The sequence below is a fragment of the Alteromonas sp. 76-1 genome, from assembly GCF_900654235.1.
GTDB classification, from domain to species: domain Bacteria; phylum Pseudomonadota; class Gammaproteobacteria; order Enterobacterales; family Alteromonadaceae; genus Alteromonas; species Alteromonas naphthalenivorans.
Window position 1 is genome coordinate 2025513 of record NZ_LR136958.1, and the last position, 18693, is coordinate 2044205.

The following is an 18693-nucleotide window of genomic DNA, read 5'->3' on the forward strand; positions in this document are numbered from 1 at the left end:
ATTTTTGCGGAAGTGGTGGAATTGGTAGACACGCCATCTTGAGGGGGTGGTGAGCATAGCTCGTGCGGGTTCAAGTCCCGCTTTCCGCACCAACTTTAAAAACCGGCTTTTAGCCGGTTTTTTTGTTTCTAATTTTTTTCATGAAATGAAGAATTACGCCAACCTCGCGACTATTAGTATTGTGGTAATTGGGCTATGCTACTAACTCAATTAGAAAAAGTGAATGTACGTATTATGTATAGATCGGCGCGCTGGGAGCGGTAAGTTGCAAATATCACTTCGACAAAGTCTTTTTAGAACGCTTCTTGGCGGGATTTTTATAGCCTCACTCCTCATTGTTGCAGGGGTGTGGAAGTCAGCCAACAACCTGGTTAAACAAAATATTAGTCAAGATATTGCTGTTACCGAAAAGGTGCTGCATAGGCTAATTGAAGATCGCCAAGCCATCATTAAAAGCGTCTCTAACGTACTCCTTCGTTCTTACGATTTTCGACAAGCAGTGGGGACTTCAGACTTACCCTCTATTCAAACTGCATTAGAAAGTTATGCTTCGCGCATTAATTCCGATGTGATTGCATTAGTGAATTTAGATCACACCATTGTTGCATCTCATAGTGCTTTGTTTAAACCGGGTGAAACCTTAGATGCCAGCACCGCTTTGGTTGCAAAAGGCTACGAAAATGGTTTTTTCCTTATTGATGACTCATTAATACAGTTAAACCTTTATAAAGTAGAAATTCCCACGTTACGGTATTACATGATCATTGGTGTGGAGTTTGATGAAGCATTGCTGCAAGAACTAAAAAATCTTGTTGATGCTGAAATTATTATCACCGATATGACTGACAATACGCCTATTTCATCAACGCTCTCGCCAGAGCAAGTAGAATCAGTGTTAACAAGTGACCCCACGCCTTCTTGGGTCGATGTAACTTTCAAGCAGAAAAACACCTACATAAGCCGTGAAGTTAGCTTGGTGTCGATGTCAGAACTTCCGGTACGCATCACTATAGCTGTAGATGTCTCGGAGGCCTATCAGGCGTTTACCAATATCCAACTAAGTATTTTGGTGTTAACCCTAGTTGCAGTTTTGGTGGCGTTGGGGTTCTCAATGCTACTGGCTCGAAATGTCAGCAGTTCCGTTTCTAACCTTGTTAAAGCAGTTAACAGGGTAGCGGGCGGTGAATATGGCGCGACACTAGATAAACCATCAAAGTTACGTGAAATTAGTGAGCTCGCTACTGCAGTGGATAGCATGCAAGAGAGCATTCAAAACCGAGAGAAGCATATTCGGTACCAAGCACAGCACGACGTGCTAACCGGCTTGTTTAATCGCAATTATGTTGAAGGCTATTTTGATGGGAAAATGTCTGAAAATGTAAATTTGCAGGTTGTTGCTATCACCATTATTGGCTTTAGAACCACTAACGACCTTTATGGGTATTCTAACGGTGACAACACGCTTAAGGCACTTGCTACGCGTTTGCTGCGTTGGCCTGGTACATCTGCACGTTTAGCGGGGGGAGAAATTCTCTATATTACCGATACAGCGTTAGATGAAAATCAACTCGAAACATTGAAGCACATTTTAGAGCAACCCGTCGAGAGTAACCTAATCTCCATCCCTGTCAAAGTGGCGATGGCTGTGGTGTCTTGCCCTCAGGATGCCACCAACTCAGAAGAACTATTTCGTAAAGTTAATATTGTTACCGACGAAGCTATTCACTCTAATTCATGGTGTGTGCATTATCGCCCCGAACTTGAGGCTAAGTACGTTAGGCGTTTGACCATTACTACCGAGCTTAAGCGGGCGCTTTCTAGCAATCAAAGCGAGCTTTCAATGGTGTATCAACCTAAAATTGATCTCAGCACGATGAAAGTATGCAGCATGGAAGCGCTAATAAGGTGGAACAACGAAACACTTGGCTTCGTTCCGCCAGATGAGTTTATTACTATTGCTGAACAGGCAGGCCTAATTGAACAAGTCACGACATGGGTTATGCAACGAACCATTGCTGATTTGTCGTACTTTAGGCAGAAAGGTTATGGCTTTACGGTTGCAATGAATTTATCCACTCAAGATATTCAAAATAAACCGTTACTCGATAAATTGGTTTCTATACTTACCGACGCAGCACTTTCTCCAGATGCCCTAGAGCTAGAAATCACAGAGAGTGATTTGGTGGCCGATGCGTCGCTTGCTATTGAAAACTTAAACGCGTTGACGAGCAGGGGGTTTCACTTTGCCATTGACGACTTTGGCACTGGCTACTCTTCACTTGCCTATTTGAAGAACCTGCCTGTCGATACAATTAAAATTGATAAAAGCTTCATATTGTCGTTAGCGACCGATGATAACGATAAACAAATAGTGCATACCGTCTTGGGCTTAGCTTCAGCGTTCGACTTAAAAGTGGTCGCAGAAGGGGTAGAAGACGAGATGTCGCTGAATATTTTGAAAGAATGGGGCTGTGATATTGCGCAAGGTTACTTCATTAGCCGACCATTAGCGAAGGATGCGCTGGAAGAGTGGTTAGAGAATTCACCTTTAGGCGAATAGACGGGAACCGGTAAATTCCTTATTGTTGGCAGTATATATGCATTATAAAAACAAAGTCTGCTCAAAAACGTTAGATATTGCCGTTTGAGTGGGTAAACTGTGAAATTACTTCAAAAACAAGGATATTATTATGGACATTATTCGCATTATACTTTCAATTTTACTGCCTCCTCTAGGTGTGTTCTTACAAGTTGGTATTGGCGCTCAGTTTTGGATAAACATCCTTCTAACATTGTTTGGCTATTTCCCTGGTGTTATCCACGCCGTGTATATTATTGCTAAACGATAGTTAAGTTTACTAAGTTTTAGTAAACCAAGCATTAAAAGAAAGGCCAGTCTATGACTGGCCTTTTTTGTATCAGTAAGATTTATGTAAAACGCGCGCCTAATGAGGCGCGAGTTCTTTTGCCATTTCTTCTTGGTAAGCGTCGGCAAGTTTATTCTTTTGAGAATCGTTAAGAAGTCGGCCAGCAACTTGAAAAAATTCTTGCTCTTCATCAGCAAGATGATGCTCAACTTTTTCTTGAAGAGATTTTAAGTGACGTAGCCACCCGGGGGAGTCCATTTTGGTCTCATCCAATTTTTCGATAAGCTCATCAATCTCGTGGTGCTCTGCAATTCCATGGCGGGTCAAATCTACCGCTTCATCTTTTTTAAGCAGCGGAGAATAAAAATGACGTTCCTCAGCCACTGCATGGCTTTCAAGCTGATCTTTCAACTCTTGGTAGTATTCACGGCGGGCAGCGGTGTCTCCGCTGGTCTCAGCGAGAATTTTAAGTAACAATCGTTGCTTCTCATGATCTTGGCGTAGTGCTTCAAAAATTTTCATCGGTAATCCCTCAACTAGTTGTACTGAATAGGTGGCGTAAAAAGCACTTTAACTAATGCCAGAAGCGTTCCACTATATTGAGCTCACTAAGTCATTGTAAATGCAGCTTTTAGCGGTTACTTATTATTTCGATACATAAGGAACCGCTTAAATAATGCATTTCTTACATAGGGTTTACGGTAATCTTTACCTAACGCTATTGCGCTATGGATTAACTATTGTTTTGTGTGTGGTCGATTCCAGTTAATACTCGTAAACTTGCAGGGTGTGTAGTGATACTAATTTCACTTGCGCTGAAAATCTCACCATCAACTGCATAAGATACTTCTTCGTCAAAATAAAGAGATATCGAAGGGGTTTGTTTGTGCTTAATACTGTCTGAACTGGTTTTATATTCTTCAGGTCCAAACACTAGCTCGGCCAAAGAAAGTAATTGTCGGTCGGATGAATCTTGTGGGGTTAGCCAGGTAATATCTAATTTACCATCAGTCACATCGGGTAAATTTCCGCCTTGCGCGAGTGCGGTGGTAAGTGGTGCGGCATTAGCGATGACTAAGCTTGGCGTTTCCAAATGCTGAGATTCTTCATCATCAAATTTTACCTGAAAACTAAGATTATCATTTTTTCCTATCGCTTCCCAAAGCCCTTTAAGGTAGGCAAATTGTCCGCCCGAGTCTTTCTCACCCCGTCCCGCAGCAGATATCATATGCTCTTCAAATCCCACCGCAGCAACCAGCAACATCATTCGGCCATTACACTGGGCAGTATCGATATCTGCGGTTTTACCGTCAATAATGACGTCACACGCTGTACTGATAGGAACAATTTTACTGGCATAACCATGGAGTACCTGACAAAGGGCATTGGCCGTACCAAGGGGAATTACCCCTAAAGTGACATTCTTATCGGTAAGGGCATTGGCCACCTCCGTTATGGTACCGTCGCCACCACAAGCTACGATAATTTGTGCCCCATCGCCTAAGGCTTCTTTAGCCAAGACTTCGCCGTTTATTTCTTCGGTTGTTTCTTTAACGGTAACTTTAAACTTTTCGTTAAGTCGTGCCAGAATATCAGCCTTTTCAACTTCCCATTTACCCCCTCCTGCAACGGGGTTAGCAATAAGGGTAAGGCGCTTGGTCAATGACAAGCTCCCACCATTCTTTATTTTTTCCAGAGCTGCCAATTGATGTTTGTTTAGCCTTGCTGTTGAACGAACCGATTGAATTTTATCCATCGCATCTAGAATGGATAGGGAAGGATCCCTGGCCAGTAGATAGGCGGCTAGCACTAATACAGAGCGGCCTCTACCTAGTGCACAATGCACAACTACATTCTTACCTTCAACGAGCTGTTGATCTAACCAGTTAATTGCAAGGGTTAGTTGTTCTTGAGTGGGGCTGGTATGATCAAGAACAGGGATGTTCAAATAATCAAAATCTAATTGATAGGCGGTCCAGTCTAAGCCATCGAATTCGGCAGTAACGTCTAAAATAGCGTTAATATTGTTGTTTTTCAGCATATCTACATGTTGTGAAGACATGCGACAACCTAAATAAAGTTGCTCATCAATTTTTTGAAAAGGGGGAACCTTGTCGGTACGCCTTGCATACTCGTTGTATAACCAGCTTCCCATTAAAAATGGAACGAATATCCAACGAATATAAATAGGGATTGAACCATCTTCGCGTTTTCTGAACAATGCAGGGTAGTTAAGCAAGTAGGCGCTACTAACTGCAATCAGCGAAAAACTGATCCAAGCAAAGATAACAGAGAGCCATAGTATTGGGCTAAACCAAGTTAGCACTAATGCTAAAATTGCGCCGAGTACATAATATTTAACCATCTTCATACTGTTCACATTTCCTTTGTTCAAACATTCAGTTTATTTATACAGTGGTTCCGCCAATTTTGTTTATTACTAATGAGCATCTATGAAGGTAGAATGAAAATAATAATTAAAAATTACGTTTTGTTTAATCTTTATAAGTGAACTGGGTCATAGATAGCGCCGTAAAGGTTCCATCAGATTTTCCACATCAGTCAGTATATTCATGAACAGGCGAATGCAATGTCGAACAGTTTTATTATCAAATTGGTAAACTTTTTATGGTTTCAAACCATTTGGTGGTTGGTGGTTCTATACCAAAGCACTTTCTTGGTTTTAGGTTTACTGATTGCCTGGCTTATTTATTCACCGTTGCGAAAGTCAGATAGTAAAATAATGATAGTAGTGCTGTTGCTAGGTACTGTGGTGGACTCACTTTTGATGGTGACAGGGGTATTTGGCTTTGAGCGTGGTGCTTGGTTCAGCGGTGGCGCATCTCATTTGATAATACCTATTTGGCTTGTGTGTCTGTGGGCCGCATTAGGAGGGTCGATTCAGCATAGCTTAAGTGCGTTTGCTGATAAGCCATTACTTGCAATGTTTGGCGGTGCAGTCTTCGCCCCGCTCAGTTATTTCGGTGGGCAAAAGTTTGGTGCTGTCACCTTTGGATATTCCCCCCTAGTTACGGGGTTAATCTTAGCTGTTGTATGGGGTGCAGTATTTCCAGCGTGCTTTTTATTGGCGAAAAAATTAACGGCTCACCATGAATTGAGCCAAGACCATTAAGCATAGCCACTCCCTTAGTCTTTGATTAAAGGGAGTTGGCTGCTAATTTCGATTTGAGCAGTCCTTAAGCGGCTGTTAAGCGCTGTTAGCGTATTGCTTCAACCACATTCTTGCTTCGCGAATGTAAAAACGATGAAATGTCAGACGCTGATTGACTCTTTTTCAAGTTAATAACCACAGCCACATGATTCCTTCTAATAGCATGCCTTACCGCTTGCACTATCTCTGAACGGTCTGGACGAAGGCCAACTAAGCCTGCTACGAACAAACCGGTAAAGATACCTGGGCTTATTAATGCGATGTAGGTAAATAGTGGGTTTTGTTTCGTTAGTTCAGGACCAAACGAGACTAAAAGAAATGCTGCTAGCATGCCTACAAGTAAACCTACACCACCAAGCATTAGGTGAGAGTGCCATAAGTTTTTACCGATACTTTTACTTTCTTGTTCTAACTTCTCGCTCATCGCAGTGTCGCTTGCGTCGATAAAGGCAACTTGATCAGTACTGACGTCAGTTGAATTTGCCAGTTGCTGAATGGTTTTTTTTGCCGTCAATTTGTCTTCAAATATGGCAGCAACTTGAATTTGGTCCTTTGGCGCTAGAGATGCGCGAAGATTTTCATGATTAGCAGTTTGCATAACTTCTCCAATAAACCCGGTCAATTTATACCTGTGCGGTACCCTTCAGCGTTTTTGCCAAAGGCGGGTAAATTCATAACTATTAAGCGAATTTACAAATATTCATTTATAACCATTCAAAATGCGTTCCGCTGGCGGGCTATACTTTGGTCTACATGCTTTCGAAGTGCTCTATTTTTACCTAACGTATTGAATTGTATTGTCAATGTTGCTTTTTTGATAAGGTTAACTTAACTTCATGTCGATAAAACATACCCTAGGTCTAAAGATAACATTTTCACTATGTTTCATATTTACTCACAGTATGAAAATTTGTCTCAGTCTGTAAATCTGTTTTTATCAAAACGTTTTACTGCTTAGCATTTTGAAGACGGCAAATGATTTGTCCAAAGTAAAATTTAATCGCTAACTTAATGAAAGTGTTGGAAAATATTTTTTAATCGAATCAGTTTCCTTGCAATAAGTCATAGTTTTTGGCTGGCACGTCAACATGCACGTAACTTGCATCTTCCTTCAGCATTTAAAATGGCATTGATAAGTTGCCATACTACCAAGCAGCCTTGATGTAAGTTTGCGGTACACATAATTCTAAAAGGGAGTTCACGTGACTATAGGGCAAGTCGTTGAAAGGGATATGCCTCATCCACACCTCACCATTAAGCGGATCCCTTGTGGTAAAGGTGTCTATTATCGTTATACCAGCGGTCGAAAGGTAGAAGGGCAGCGCGTGCTGCGCAGAATCAAATCCCTTGCCATCCCCCCTAACTGGAAAGGTGTCACTATTAGTCGCGACCCTAAAGCAAGCATTCAGGCTATTGGCTTAGATGCTAAAGGGCGAAAACAATATCTCTACCATCCCGATTGGCATAAACAGCAACAAGCAGAAAAATTCAAACGCTTGGCGGTTTTCGGACAAAAGGTACCCGAGTTTCGAGAATATTGCAGGACACTCGTTAATGGCGAGCAGTGGACAATAGAGCGAGCATCAGCCTTGGTGTGTCTGTTGTTAGACTATACCGGCGTGAGAATAGGTAACGCTCAATACAGTAAAGAAAATAATACCTATGGTTTAACTACACTTCGTCGTAAGCATGTCCAAGAAGCAACACTAGAAAAGGTGTCTCTTGAATATTCTGGTAAGCACAGCAAGCGACGCACCATTACTATAGACGATCCTTTGCTAGCCTCGCTAGTGTGCGAATGTACTCAGCTTCAGGGTTACAGCTTATTTCGATATCAGTTAGCTGACGGCTCGTGGTGTGATATCCATAGTGAAGACGTCAATGCATTTATTCACGAACACTTAGGCGACAGTTTCAGCTGCAAAGATTTTCGAACTTGGGCAGCAAGTCGGTTTGCACTGCAAAGCTTCCCTGATGTTGATAGATACTTGCGAGAAGGGCGTAACCGCAAATGGCCTAATTCACTCAGTTCACATGTGTCAAAAATGCTAGGAAATACGCCTTCTGTTTGTAGGCAGTATTACATTCACCCGAAGTTATATTCAGTGTTTGATGAGAAAAATACGTTTGAAAACTTGTTGAAGATACTCCAGCAGGGCAGTGAGGAACTTTGCGATCCTATCGAACGAGATTTAAGCACTGAAAAGCTTTTGTTGTCGATTATTTCATCTGAGTGACAACTTGAATAACTTTTAATAATAAATGCTTCTATTGATATCAATAGTATAATGCTTGTACGAGTTTTGAGACAAATTATTGCGTTTCACGCAGTTTGGGTGTTAGGTTAAAGTGACTATAAATCAGATATTTGTAGTTTTTTATGACCATGGTGATGTGTGTGAAACCTTTTTGCTCATATTGACACAGCAAATAGACCTCATACTAAATTGTCTACTATTTAAACTTGAAATCATAGCGGCGATGCTTATATAATTAGAGCTCTAATCATTATTGTTCAATCTAAATGTTTGATTCTGAGTTTGGCTTAAGGCTAAGTTTGGAAACAAATGATGCGTGTTATTCAAGCTTTCAAATCTTGTATAGCATTTCGACGGAATGCAATGTCCTTCGAACATCTGAATGATGTAATTTTAACTAACATAGGAGAGCAATCTCACATTATGCCAATTGAAAGTTATATATCGCTGGCAATTTATTTTCTGGCGATGTTGGGTATAGGTCTTTTTGCATATCGTCAATCTACCAGTGATATTTCGGGTTACATTTTAGGTGGTAGGAAAGTTAGCCCTCAAGTTACTGCACTATCAGCGGGCGCTTCTGATATGTCAGGTTGGATGTTAATGGGATTGCCAGGGGCAATGTTCTTAACCGGGTTCGACGCAGTTTATATTGCTATTGGTCTTGTCGCAGGGGCATTAGCAAATTATATATTGGTTGCACCTAAGCTTCGTGTTTACACCGAAGTCGCAGATGATTCCTTAACCGTTCCGGAATTCTTCGCAAAGCGCTTCGACAATCCAAAAGCAAACGTACGTATCGTTTCAGCTGTCATCATTGTCTTATTTTTTACTTTATATACGTCTGCAGGGCTTGTAGCCGGTGGAAAGCTTTTTGAAAGCGCGTTCTCAGTTGATTATCAGCTTGGACTGTTTATCACATTGGGTGTTGTCGTTTCATACACCTTATTGGGTGGGTTCTTAGCGGTTAGCCTTACTGATTTTGTGCAAGGTTGCATCATGTTTATTGCCCTTGTTCTCGTGCCGATTGTGGCTTTTACCGAGTTCGATAGTGTAAACCAAATGACGGCAGCGGCGTATGAATCAGTACCGGACTTTACGGAGTCATGGGGTGCACTCACTCTTGTGGGCTTGCTTTCAAGTCTTGGGTGGGGCCTTGGCTACTTTGGTCAGCCTCACATTATTGTAAGATTTATGGCTATTCGCGATGTTAAATCGGTGAGCACCGCACGAAATATTGGTATGTCTTGGATGCTAGTTACTATACTTGGAGCATTAGCGACGGGTTTTGTAGGGATAGCCTATGCAAATCAATTCAATTTAAGCGTGGACGACGCTGAGACTATTTTCATCGTTTTTTCTCAGTTGCTATTTCACCCGCTTATTAGTGGATTTTTAATGGCTGCTATTTTAGCTGCCATTATGAGTACTATTTCGTCTCAGCTGTTGGTATCGGCCAGTTCGTTAACCGAAGATATCTACCGCGTAGTTGCGAAAAAAGACATCAGTGAAAAAGAGACAGTGACAATCGGAAGAGTAGGTGTAGCGGGCGTTGCCTTAGTGGCACTGTTATTGGCAATGGATTCGTCAAACTCCATTCTTTCGTTAGTGAGCAATGCATGGGCTGGTTTTGGTGCCGCATTTGGCCCATTGGTACTATTTAGCTTATATAAAAAGGACTTAACACAGAATGCGGCATTAGCTGGCATTATCAGTGGTGCGTTAACCGTGCTGTTTTGGATATACGCCCCCGTATTGGCTGACGGTAAAACGTTAAGCAGTGTTATTTATGAAATTATTCCTGGTTTTGCGGTAAGCACCGCAACCCTTTGGTTGGTATCGCGCGCAGGTGCTGCGCCGTCTGAAAATGTTCAGCGCTTATTTAGAGCAACCAACCAGCAATTAGCAGATCAACAATCTTAAGGTGAATGAAATATTATGAGTCATCCCAATTGGAAACGCGTGGTCATTAAAGTAGGCAGTGCACTAATCTCGCCGAACAAGCAAGGGTGCAGCAGCCACTACTTGCTAAGTATTGCCCAGTTCATCGTGCGTTGTCGGGCAAATGGAACACAGGTAGTGTTAGTGTCTTCAGGTTCAGTCGCCGCTGGAGCACATTTGTTCCCGGATCATGAAAAATCGAATATTGCTGTGAAAAAGGCAATGGCAGCAGCAGGGCAGACAGAAATGATTGCGACCTGGGACAGATTATTCGACTTCCCATCAGCGCAAATGTTGTTAACCCATGCTGACCTGCGTGATAGAGAGCGCTACGTTAGTATTCGTGAAACCATTTTTAGCTTGTTAGAGCATAACGTTCTACCTATCGTAAATGAAAACGATACGGTAACGACCGACAAACTAAAAGTAGGCGATAACGATAACTTATCCGCTATGGTGGCAGCAGCGGCTGACGCAGATGCACTTATTATCTGTTCTGATATTGACGGTTTATATAACAAAAACCCTCATGATCACGACGATGCTGAGTTGCTCAAGAAAGTAGATACCATTGATGCCAGTATTTATGCCATGGCGGGTGGTGCAGCGGAAGGCGGTGTTGGCACCGGTGGTATGCGCACAAAAATTGAAGCGGCGGAGAAAGCAGTTTCGCATGGTATAGACACATATATTATTAACGGCTTTACCGAACTGTCATTTAACATGTTGCTTGCGGGTAAAAACCCAGGCACACATTTTAGCCCTTACGATAAGCCGATGTTAGAAAACGTGCATTGGATGCGCCATACCTCAAACGCGCAGGGCGAAGTGATAGTTGAGGGAGATTTTGATTCTTCACTGGAAAACGACAGTGAACAACTTACCAGCAGCGAGATAGTTGATGTAAAAGGCGAGTTCTCAGTGGGCGATACCATTTTGGTGCGCAAAGCTGATGGAACTAAGCTTGTTAAAGCGAAATCAAACTACAGTAGCTGTTTACTGAATTTTATCGCGAATCAGGAAAACGATGACTTCGCCAGTGAATTTGAAGATAAGACTGGCCCTATCATTTCTGATCAGCATGTAGCAAATTTGGAGAAAGAATGAGCATTATTACAGAATTAGCAAAACAAGCAAAACAAGCAGCACAAACACTTGCCATCTTAGATGAAGCTGAGAAGAACGCGGTGTTAAAAGATATGGCAGCGGCCATTCGTGGAAACAAAGACACCATTAAAGCGGTTAATGAAAAAGAAGTGGCGCGCGCAAAGGAAAACAACCTAGACGATGCCATGATTGACCGCTTGATTTTAGACGACGCCCGCATTGAATCTATGGCAGAAGGCATTGAGGTTATTATTAGCCTTGACGACCCTGTTGGTCGTGAGCGCGTTATTGGCACCCGTCCAAACGGCATTGAAATTAAAAAGATGCGTATTCCATTGGGTGTAGTGTGCATGATTTATGAAGCACGTCCTAACGTAACAGCCGATGCTGGTGCACTGTGTTTTAAATCGGGTAACGGCGTTATTCTACGTGGTGGTAAAGAGGCACTGGACACTAGCTTAGCCATCGCTGGGCTTATGCAAGACGTGCTTGAAAAGCATAACTTACCAAGAGCATTGGTTACTGTTGTACCTAATCCAGATCGCGCGCTTATGCAAGAGCTAATGGAACAACGGGACTACATTGACGTTATTATTCCACGTGGCGGCGAAGGGCTAATTAACTACGTAACTGAACATTCTAAAGTGCCTGTAATTCAGCATTTTAAAGGTGTGTGCCATTTATATGTAGATAAAGACGCTGATTTAGATAAAGCATTAGCTATTTTGCTTAATGGTAAAACCCAACGTACTGGCGTATGTAATGCGTTAGAAGGTTTGGTAGTACACCAAGCTATTGCGGGCGATTTTCTACCTCGTGTGGCTGAAGCTTTCGAGCAACACAACGTAACCGTGCATGTAAATGAAAAAGGCGCTCAGTACTTCAACGGCGCGGATGTCATTAATGAAGATGCATACGGTGAAGAGTATTTAGGTTTAGAAATTGCCATTCGTGTAGTGGATGATTTCGCAGGCGCCATTTCTCATATTGCTGACTTTGGTAGTAACCATACTGAAGTTATCTGTACAGAAAACGAAGATAGCGCTAAGAAATTTCAGCGTGCCGTAGACGCCAGTGTAGTAATGGTAAACGCATCTTCACGTTTCTCTGATGGAAGCCAACTTGGTTTAGGTGCTGAAATTGGTATCGCGACCACTAAGCTTCATGCCTATGGGCCAATGGGATTAGAATCGCTAACGTCTGAAAAATACCTTGTGAATGGTGTAGGACAAATTCGCGAATAAGCGATGAGAGAACTAACATGAAGTAAATTAGTAAATGATGTTCAAGGTTTTGGCCATTGGTTGGGAATAATCCCACTGGTCGGCATTGTGCCCATCATTGGCATGCTTCATAATAAAGGCGCTGAATTTTCAGCGCTTTTTTATTTTTTATCAAACGGTTATCTGGAGCACCTAAATGGAGATAGTGATTGACCCAATACAAATGTGGCACAATTTTGTTGAATTTGTATTGGATTACAAACTATTAGCTTCGCTATTTTTAGTAGTAATACTGCACTACTTTAAAAAGGGTACTCTTCGATTAATTAAGCGTCGTAGTTCCCGTAAAGGAGAAGATAGACGCAACCAAATCAATATTTTAGAGCAGTTAGGCAATGCATTTATCATTGTGTTGCTGATGATGGTGTGGTCATCTGAAATTCAGAACCTTGCCATTTCTATTGCCGCTTTCATGGTGGCGATTGTGTTAGCTACCCGCGAATTTATTCAATGCTTTATGGGCTTCATTTACTACCTAGGCGCACGGCCATTCAGGGTAGGGGATTGGATTCAAATGAATAACGTCATCGGTGAAGTAGTGGAAATGGATTGGGCGAAAACCGCCTTATTAGAAGTTGACCCTGAAACCTTCAATTATACCGGTAAGCACGTTTATGTACCTAACAGCCAACTAGTCACCCAGACAGTGCGTAATTTAAACTTCTTACGTCGTTATAAATTGCACTCTTTTAATATTGTGAACGAGCCGACGGTAAATGCCTACAGCTTATTACCGGCATTTAGGGCCAGTGCCTATGCCCATTGTGAATACTTTCGTGATGTAGCAGAACGGTATAAAGGCCTTATTGAGCGTCACTTAGAACAAGACTTTATTCAAATAGACCCTGAAGTTGAAATTAAAACTAATGAATTGGCTAAGGTCGTCGTAAAAGTTAGTTTGTTTTGCCCCACAGCAGAGGCACACGAACTTGAACACAAAATGTGTTCAGATTGGCTAAGCCTGTGGTTTGAGGCGCTAGAAAAAAGTGCCTGTCCGCCAAACACATCGTCTAGCTCTCAATCGCTAGGGGAAACCGTTTAAGTGCCAATCTCGTTTGTCAGTAAAATGGCCTTTTAAAAACTCCATTTGATCAGCCAATATTCGCCGGTTCACTAAATAGAACCTTTCATAAACGTTTGGCCTGAAGGGTACAGCAAGCAATGGCATGCTCGCTTCCTCAGGGGTTTTGGCCGCTTTAGCATGGTTACAGCGCTGACAAGACGTTGCCACATTCGTCCAGCTATCTTTGCCACCCCGTGAGCGTGGAATAATATGATCACGGGTTAACAGGCTAGGTGAGAAGCGTTGACCGCAATAAAGGCACAAGTAATTATCACGCCTAAACAGATACCGATTGGTTAATGCTATTTTTCCGCTTAAATCTGTGACTTTGCCATCGCAAGCAATAATGCTCGATAAGGTTAACTGACTTTGATGGCCCTGGTGATCCCAGCCGCCTTTAAGCGTAATAGCATCACTGCCTAATTCAAATAATACCTTTTCCTGACAATAGAGTTTTGCAGCTTGCTCAACATGGATCCATTCCTGTGGCATGCCAGCTTTATTTAGTCTAAGTACTAGCATTACATTCCCCTTAGCGCACCGTGTAGGTTTAGTTATAGCATACGAGGTTTTATGTCATTATGATGAAAATACATACAATTTGAGCGTATTCATACAAATTTCATCTGGTCATGGTGATATTTACGTTGCGGTGAGTATTTGTGCGCTTATTTGTTCAATGTGAACTACATTGTGTAGTGGGTTAATCACAGTGAATACGTGATGTGGACGAAATTGCCACAAACCGCAACGAATTCTACGAATAGAAAATTTGTTAATGGTATTAGCGTTAGTTCATCGCTATACTATGCACCGCGATTATAAGCGATAAATAAGATTGAAATTAAAGGACAAATAGTGACTCCTATTACTAAATCATTTCAGTATGGACAGCATACTGTAACACTAGAAACGGGCGTTATCGCTCGTCAGGCCACAGCAGCCGTCATGGCAAGTATGGATGACACCGCTGTATTAGTTACTGTTGTAGGTAAGAAAGAAGCGAAAGCAGATCAAGATTTCTTCCCACTAACAGTAAACTATCAAGAAAAAACATATGCTGCGGGTAAAATCCCTGGTGGTTTCTTCAAACGTGAAGGTCGTCCTTCTGAAGGCGAAACCCTTACAGCGCGTTTGATTGACCGTCCAATCCGTCCATTATTCCCTGAAGGGTTTAAAAACGAAGTACAAGTTGTTATCACGGTAATGTCTGCTAACCCAGATATCCCAACTGATATCATCTCTATGATTGGTACTTCAGCGGCACTAGCCATTTCTGGAATTCCATTTAATGGTCCAATTGGTGCAGCGCGCGTTGGTTACACTGACGGCGAATACATTCTAAATACCCGTGTTGAAGAACAAGCTGACAGCGATCTAGATCTTGTTGTTGCTGGTACTGAAGGCGCGGTATTAATGGTTGAGTCAGAAGCCGATGTGCTTTCTGAAGACGTTATGCTTGGTGCAGTAATGTTCGGTCACGAGCAACTACAAACGGTAGTAACAGCAGTTAAAGAATTTGCTGCTAACGTTAGTATCGACAAGTGGGACTGGAAACCAGAAGCAGAAAACACAACCCTTAAAGATAAAGTGAAAGCATTAGCTGAAGCTGAAATGGTTGCTGCTTACCAAATCTCTGACAAGCTTGCTCGCAAAGACGCAGTAACTGCTGCAACTGAAAAAGCACGTGATGCTATCCTTGCTGAAGACGAGACCCAAGATAAGAAAGAAGTATCAAACCTTCTTCATGATCTTGAGTCTGACGTGGTGCGTTCACGCATCCTTGCTGGCGAGCCTCGCATCGATGGTCGTGATCCTAAGATGATTCGTGCACTAGACGTTGCAACGGGCATTTTACCACGTACTCACGGTTCTGCTGTTTTCACTCGTGGTGAAACTCAAGCAATCGTTGCAGCTACTTTAGGTACAGAACGTGACGCGCAAATGATTGACGAGCTTCAAGGTCGTCGTGACAGCCGCTTCATGCTTCATTATAACTTCCCTCCATACTGTGTTGGTGAGACTGGTATGATTGGTTCTCCTAAGCGTCGTGAAATTGGTCACGGTCGTTTGGCGAAGCGCGGTATTCAAGCAGTAATGCCAAGCGAAGAAGAATTCCCGTACGTAGTACGTATTGTTTCTGAAATTACAGAATCAAACGGTTCATCTTCAATGGCCTCTGTATGTGGTACTTCACTTGCGCTTATGGATGCAGGTGTACCAATTAAAGCTTCAGTTGCTGGTATTGCAATGGGTCTAGTGAAAAGCGACGAAAACTTCGTTGTACTTTCAGACATCCTTGGTGACGAAGATCACCTTGGTGACATGGACTTTAAAGTTGCTGGTACTACTGGCGGTATCACTGCATTGCAGATGGATATCAAAATTGAAGGTATCACTAAAGAAATCATGCAAATTGCCCTTAAGCAGGCAAAAGAAGCCCGTTTGCATATTCTTAACGTAATGGACGAAGCTATTGGCGGTCACCGCGAAGAGCTTAGCGAATTCGCTCCACGCATTTACACAGTTAAAATCGATCAGGATAAGATCCGCGATGTTATCGGTAAAGGCGGCGCGATGATTCGTTCAATTACTGAAGAATCTGATACCAACATCGAAATTGAAGACGATGGTACTATCAAAATCTTCGCAACTGAGCGTGCTAAAGCCGATATTGCTATCAGCAAGATTGAGCAAGTTACTGCTGAAATCGAAGTGGGCAAAACTTACCACGGTAAGATTACCCGTATCGTAGATTTCGGTGCGTTTGTTGAAGTATTACCAGGTAAAGAAGGCCTAGTACATATTTCTCAAATCGCTCACGAGCGTGTTAACAAAGTAACTGACTATCTTACTGAAGGTGCGATGATTGACGTGAAAGTGATGGAAATTGACCGTCAAAACCGCGTACGTCTAAGCATTAAAGAGTTACTTGAAAAACCTGCTCCTAAGTCTGACGACGCAGAGTAAGGTTTTTATTTGCTACCTTGCGGTAGTTTAGGCTAAAGCCAAAGCACCATATCAAGAAGCATATTTAAGACGTAAGTAAAAAATTAGAAAAGGGAGCTTAGCTCCCTTTTTTGTTTTTAAAGAAAGGATAAACATGGAAAAGCAAACGCAAACTGAAATTGAAGCCGCCGTGTTTCGCCGTTTGGTTGATCATTTAGATGCGAACAAAGATGCACAAAATATCGACCTGATGATTTTGGCTGATTTTTGTCGTAATTGTTTGGCGAAGTGGTATTCCTCTGCCGCTGCAGAGCAAGGTGAAGACATCGATTACGATGCTGCTCGAGAAGTAGTTTACAAGATGCCGTACTCTGAGTGGAAAGAAAACCACCAACTACCGGCCAGTGATGAACAGCTAGAAAAACTAGCAGCACGTCAAAAGAAATAAACAATAAACCCAGCTATAAGCTGGGTTTTTCATTTATATAAACGCGCAGAACGTTTCATGGAAGACGTATCCACAAAAGGCTTATCCACAAAAGCCACAGGGAAACCACTTCGCGGGCGTCGCTTCACGAGAATCGCTTCACGAGAGCCAAACACATGTAAGGCTGCTACCCTTGGTAATCTCGCATATCAAGCACGTTATCAATACCCTCAATCGCCTCATCAGCTATATGAGTAACATAGAGCAGGGTGGTGTGGTTCGAAGCTGCTAAAAGTTTTATTAGTGCCAGCACATTGCTGCGATTTATATCGTCTAACCCATTACAAGGTTCATCAAGTATTAACACCGCAGGGTGCTTCACCATGGCGCGAACAATAAGCAACAAGCGCTGCTCGCCAAACGAAAGGCTGTTGAACGGGGTGTGCTTGCTATCGGTAAAGCCTATTATATTAAGCCACGCATCGGCAATCGCATTTTCAGCATTGGTCGGTGTGGTATATAGCCCGATACTATCGTAGAAGCCAGAGGTCACTACATTGTGAGCACTGCAATTTACCCTGTACTGCATGTGCAGTGCGTTCGACATAATGCCAATGTGTTGTTTTATATCCCATATGCTTTCCCCAGATCCTCGCTTTATTCCAAACAAGGTTAAATCATTGGTGTAGCAGTGTGGGTTATCGCCTGTAATCATGCTAAGTAAGCAGGTTTTACCCGAGCCGTTGGGCCCTGATATTTGCCAATGCTGGCCAGGGTAAACTATAAAATCTAAATCTTTAAATACGGTGTTGTCATCGTACTTAACAAACCCATTTCGAAGCGAAATTAAGGGCGCGTCTTTGGCAAAGGTTTTAGACGTTTCAGTAGTAGGTGGTAACGTGGGTTCAGCCGTGTTCAAGCTAAACCATGAAGATAGATGATTAACTAGCGCTTCAGGAACCAGGCTGTCGTCGCTAGACGATACTATTTTTAATGCCTCAACCAAGACTAATTTGCATGCCATATTCGGCACGTCACGCACCGTGTTTGCGGTAATCACTAAGGTGGACTGAGTTTGTTGGCTTAAAAAGGTGTTTAAACCTGCTCTTGCGTTTTTATCAAGCCCTTCAAATGGCTCATCAATTAAAATTACGTCGGCATTGCTCACCCAGGCTAGTAACATTAGGATTTTACGTGTTTCACCAGTGGACAGTGAAAGAAAAGCCGTATTAAGTAAATGTTCAACCTGCAAGGCGGTTGATAAGGCTTCGTACGCGCTGTGGTGTCGATAATCAGCGTTTGCTTCGCTTAAAAGCTCATGCACCAAGGTAGGCTCGGCCACAATATCGAGCAGATCCGCACTGTCTTTTTGTTTTTCTTCAAGAATAATGGCTTGCTGAACCGCTACGCTCACTTCAGCAACTGACACATTACATGAGCGCGAACCCGCTAAGGGCTTGCCACGACCAGCTAGTGCCGCCATAAGTAAAGATTTGCCAGCACGGTTTCGCCCAGCAATGAGTACATGCTCACCTTGATTGACGGTAAAAGTAAATGCAGGAGTGGTAAAGTTGTTTTCTAGTTTTACTTGATAGTTGTGTAGCGATAGCGTGGTCAAAATGCAGA

Annotated in this window: 15 protein-coding genes and 1 tRNA gene; 11 read left to right on the forward strand and 5 right to left on the reverse strand. The window is 42.5% G+C overall.

Translation table 11 applies throughout. From position 1 onward, the window contains the following. Window positions 1–6: 6 nt before the first annotated feature. The 3 genes from ALT761_RS08550 (at window position 7) to ALT761_RS08560 (ending at window position 2849) form a co-directional block, all read left to right on the forward strand. Window positions 7–92, forward strand: a tRNA-Leu gene (locus ALT761_RS08550). 173 nt (window positions 93–265) lie between these two features. Next, window positions 266–2560, forward strand: a complete 2295-nt coding sequence (locus tag ALT761_RS08555) for a bifunctional diguanylate cyclase/phosphodiesterase (protein ID WP_129738002.1) — start codon at window positions 266–268, stop codon at window positions 2558–2560. Window positions 2561–2690: 130 nt separating this feature from the next. Beyond that, window positions 2691–2849, forward strand: a complete 159-nt coding sequence (locus ALT761_RS08560; protein WP_013784353.1) for a YqaE/Pmp3 family membrane protein — start codon at window positions 2691–2693, stop codon at window positions 2847–2849. A gap of 96 nt (window positions 2850–2945) precedes the next feature. On the opposite strand, the gene ALT761_RS08565 is transcribed toward ALT761_RS08560, so the two are convergent. Then, window positions 2946–3389: a hemerythrin domain-containing protein gene (locus ALT761_RS08565; protein WP_129738004.1), complete on the reverse strand. Its 444-nt coding sequence runs from the start codon at window positions 3387–3389 to the stop codon at window positions 2946–2948. Window positions 3390–3600: 211 nt separating this feature from the next. Next, window positions 3601–5238, reverse strand: coding sequence for a diacylglycerol kinase family protein (locus ALT761_RS08570; protein WP_129738006.1), 1638 nt, complete (start codon window positions 5236–5238; stop codon window positions 3601–3603). A 219-nt stretch (window positions 5239–5457) separates the two neighbouring features. Between ALT761_RS08570 and ALT761_RS08575 the strand changes: the two genes are divergently transcribed. Beyond that, on the forward strand, window positions 5458–6000 hold the full coding sequence (locus ALT761_RS08575; RefSeq protein ID WP_129738008.1) for a DUF2878 domain-containing protein: 543 nt from the start codon (window positions 5458–5460) through the stop codon (window positions 5998–6000). 85 nt (window positions 6001–6085) lie between these two features. Here ALT761_RS08575 and ALT761_RS08580 read toward each other — a convergent pair whose 3' ends face one another. After that, window positions 6086–6637 (reverse strand): hypothetical protein, encoded by a 552-nt coding sequence (locus tag ALT761_RS08580; protein WP_013784349.1) that lies wholly within the window; start codon window positions 6635–6637, stop codon window positions 6086–6088. A gap of 604 nt (window positions 6638–7241) precedes the next feature. On the opposite strand from ALT761_RS08580, the gene ALT761_RS08585 reads away from it, so the two are divergent. The 5 genes from ALT761_RS08585 (at window position 7242) to ALT761_RS08605 (ending at window position 13670) form a co-directional block, all read left to right on the forward strand. Beyond that, window positions 7242–8276 carry a DNA topoisomerase IB gene (locus tag ALT761_RS08585; protein ID WP_129738010.1) on the forward strand — a complete coding sequence of 345 codons (1035 nt, stop codon included), beginning with the start codon at window positions 7242–7244 and terminating at the stop codon, window positions 8274–8276. Between the two features lie 444 nt (window positions 8277–8720). Further along, entirely contained in the window at window positions 8721–10220 is a 1500-nt protein-coding gene (gene putP, locus ALT761_RS08590) for a sodium/proline symporter PutP (RefSeq protein ID WP_129740598.1), read from the forward strand. Between the two features lie 15 nt (window positions 10221–10235). After that, the gene (gene proB / locus ALT761_RS08595; RefSeq protein ID WP_129738012.1) at window positions 10236–11345 is read left to right on the forward strand and encodes a glutamate 5-kinase; all 1110 of its coding nucleotides are present in this window, start codon (window positions 10236–10238) and stop codon (window positions 11343–11345) included. Continuing rightward, window positions 11342–12589 carry a glutamate-5-semialdehyde dehydrogenase gene (locus tag ALT761_RS08600; protein WP_129738014.1) on the forward strand — a complete coding sequence of 416 codons (1248 nt, stop codon included), beginning with the start codon at window positions 11342–11344 and terminating at the stop codon, window positions 12587–12589. The genes proB and ALT761_RS08600 overlap by 4 nt, the downstream gene beginning before the upstream one ends. 175 nt (window positions 12590–12764) lie before the next feature. After that, window positions 12765–13670 carry a mechanosensitive ion channel family protein gene (locus tag ALT761_RS08605; RefSeq protein ID WP_129738016.1) on the forward strand — a complete coding sequence of 302 codons (906 nt, stop codon included), beginning with the start codon at window positions 12765–12767 and terminating at the stop codon, window positions 13668–13670. On the opposite strand, the gene ALT761_RS08610 is transcribed toward ALT761_RS08605, so the two are convergent. Then, complete coding sequence (locus ALT761_RS08610; protein ID WP_129738018.1) at window positions 13653–14213, reverse strand: HNH endonuclease; 561 nt, start codon at window positions 14211–14213, stop codon at window positions 13653–13655. The two genes, ALT761_RS08605 and ALT761_RS08610, sit on opposite strands and share 18 nt — an antisense overlap. Before the next feature lie 336 nt (window positions 14214–14549). On the opposite strand from ALT761_RS08610, the gene pnp reads away from it, so the two are divergent. Beyond that, a complete protein-coding gene (pnp, locus tag ALT761_RS08615) occupies window positions 14550–16661 on the forward strand; it encodes a polyribonucleotide nucleotidyltransferase (protein WP_061997389.1) in 2112 nt (703 codons plus the stop codon). Window positions 16662–16794: 133 nt separating this feature from the next. After that, window positions 16795–17088: a DUF1244 domain-containing protein gene (locus ALT761_RS08620; protein WP_057792185.1), complete on the forward strand. Its 294-nt coding sequence runs from the start codon at window positions 16795–16797 to the stop codon at window positions 17086–17088. 166 nt (window positions 17089–17254) lie between these two features. Here ALT761_RS08620 and ALT761_RS08625 read toward each other — a convergent pair whose 3' ends face one another. Further along, complete coding sequence (locus ALT761_RS08625) at window positions 17255–18685, reverse strand: ATP-binding cassette domain-containing protein (protein ID WP_129738020.1); 1431 nt, start codon at window positions 18683–18685, stop codon at window positions 17255–17257. Between the last annotated feature and the right edge of the window lie 8 nt (window positions 18686–18693).